Annotated in this window: 1 protein-coding gene; it reads left to right on the top strand. The window is 42.5% G+C overall.

The window, feature by feature from the left end; all coding sequences use genetic code 11:
* The first annotated feature begins 67 nt into the window (after positions 1 to 67).
* Positions 68 to 1,383 (top strand): IS3 family transposase gene (locus Q502_RS14185; protein ID WP_099829518.1). Its coding sequence is split into 2 segments (ribosomal slippage): positions 68 to 445 and positions 448 to 1,383, totalling 1,314 coding nucleotides; the frame shifts between segments, so codons are not numbered across the junction.
* Positions 1,384 to 1,590: the final 207 nt, after the last annotated feature.

The raw sequence follows: 1,590 nt of genomic DNA, 5'->3' as shown, positions 1-1,590 counted from the left end.
GTATTCACCCCCCAGGGGAATTGGACAAGTAAGTTAGGAATAGTAGACTAAGAAGGGGTGAATATGGATGAAGCATCCGAGAGGCAAGCGTTATGATCCTGAGTTCAAACTTAGATTAGCTAAGGAGTTTGCAGAGACAGACAAGACACTTGAAGAGATTGCACAAGAGAATGGAATAAGCTCCAAGACATTGAACAATTGGACTGTGAAATACAGAAAGGAAGGAGAAGCTGCGTTTTTTAAGGGATCACGAGGGGGAAGTTTCATTAGAGATCCAAATAAGATTCCACCTGTTCTATACAAGGAACTGGGACTTGACAAGATAAGTGAGAATCCAAGTGATCTCAAGGGTCCTTTTACCGAGAAAGAGAAGCTATTGCTAGAAATAGCCGAATACAAATTGCAGGTCAAGATACTGCAAGAAGCGTTAAAAAAAAAGAGAGAAACCGAATAACTGACAGATTCTTGGCTGACGATTATATAGGACTGGGCTTTGCAATTAAGTTTGTTCTACTCGTCCTTTCTTTTCCAAGGAGCAGCTATTACCACAAGAAGAAAGTGAAGGTTATCCTTGTCGGTAAGCCACCTAAGAGAACTCGCGGTTTCTGCAACAAGAGAGATGGAACAATGATTACCGACATTGAACTTGAAGAGATACTCCTGGAGATTTTCTATTTTCACGATCCATATGATCCAAGGTATTACTTGAAGGTCCTCGGCAGTAAGAAACTTAGTAAGTATCTGCTGAACGAGATGGGTATAATAGTCAACCACAAGAAACTGCACAGACTGAGAAAGAAGCTGAGGATCGTAAGGAAGTACTACACCAGACATACGCATCCTGTAAGACGCTCTACAGTGCATAGATTGAATAGACCCGGAATACTCTGGGAAGCAGACATTAAGGTCATATCCACCATCACGGAAGGAAACATCGCTTTACTGGACATAATAGACGTCTATTCAAGGGAAATCGTAGGCTCGTTCATTGGCAACAGCTGTAGGAGTGGAGATGTCATTGCTCTATTCAGAGAAGCGATTCTTTACCAGGAATCACTTCCACAAGTAGTTAGAACGGACAACGGGACACAGTTCAAAGCCAATGCTGTCAGAAATTTCTTTGAAAAGCTCAATATAATCCAGGAGTTCGGTTACAGACACAATCCAGATTCTCAAGCTCACATTGAGTCTCAGCATTCAAATGTGCAAAGAGAGTTCGTATTCCTGAATCACTTCGAGGATTCGCAGGATGTTCTCAGGAAATACAAGGTGTACATGGATTTCTACCACAATCTTAGACCGCATGCATCTTTGAATTACTTAACACCTAATGCATTCAAAGAACTAAACGATGAAACTCCGATTCAGATCGTAAAACCGTGATTCTCTGACTTCTTGTCCAACCATTGGGGGTCGAAGGGAAAAAAGACGTAAGAGGCAAGAGGGAAGAGGTAAGAAGAGCAATTAGATCTTGTCTTTCTGACCTCTAGCCTCAAACCTCTTACATCGTACGCAGCTCAAGACGGTCGAGATTAGATCCCGTACAGAACCACTAAGGGATGACCGAGGTGAGTGGATTCCAGGGAAGGC

The sequence above is a fragment of the Mesotoga sp. Brook.08.YT.4.2.5.2. genome, assembly GCF_003351125.1.
Taxonomy (GTDB): domain Bacteria; phylum Thermotogota; class Thermotogae; order Petrotogales; family Kosmotogaceae; genus Mesotoga.
Note: the sequence above shows the minus strand (reverse complement) of the source record. Positions and strands in the feature narration are given on the sequence as shown.